A 681-nucleotide genomic window follows, 5' to 3' on the forward strand; every position below is an offset into this window, starting at 1 on the left:
AGGGCGGCGCCGGTGACGACCGCCCGCTCGGCGAGCCGGGCGCGCCCGGCGGCGAGGGTGTGGGCGATGTCGGGGACGGGTTCGGCGCCGGTGGCGAGGTGGGCGAGCAGGTTGCGGGCCTGGGCGGCGAGGCCCTGTGCGCTGCTGCCGGACAGCACCAGCGGGAGCGGCCCGGCCCAGGAGGGTTCCGCCGGCCGGGCCTCGGGCTCGGGGGCGGCCTCGACGATGACGTGGGCGTTGGTGCCGCTGATGCCGAAGGAGGACACGGCGGCGCGGCGGGGTTCGCCGCCGGCGGGCCAGTCGCGGGCCTCGCTGAGCAGTTCCACCGCGCCTGCCGTCCAGTCGACCTGGGAGGTGGGGTGTTCGGCGTGCAGGGTCCTGGGCAGCCGGCCGTGCCGCATGGCCATCACCATCTTGATGACGCCGGCGACACCGGCGGCGGCCTGGGTGTGCCCGATGTTGGACTTGACCGAGCCGAGCCACAGGGGTTCGTCGCGGTCCTGGCCGTAGGTGGCCAGCAGGGCCTGGGCCTCGATCGGGTCGCCCAGCGGGGTGCCGGTGCCGTGCGCCTCGACGGCGTGCACCTGGCGGGGCTCCAGGCGGGCGTCGGCGAGTGCCGCGCGGATGACCCGCTGCTGGGAGGGGCCGTTGGGCGCGGTCAGCCCGTTGGAGGCGCCGTCC

General features: G+C 77.1%; 1 protein-coding gene. It reads right to left on the reverse strand.

Annotation, left to right across the window (positions count from 1 at the left end):
- A partial coding sequence (locus tag GT045_RS23135) for a polyketide synthase (protein ID WP_161335307.1) occupies positions 1-681 on the reverse strand: 681 nt, incomplete at both ends.

The organism is Streptomyces sp. SID486, from assembly GCF_009865385.1.
GTDB lineage: Bacteria > Actinomycetota > Actinomycetes > Streptomycetales > Streptomycetaceae > Streptomyces.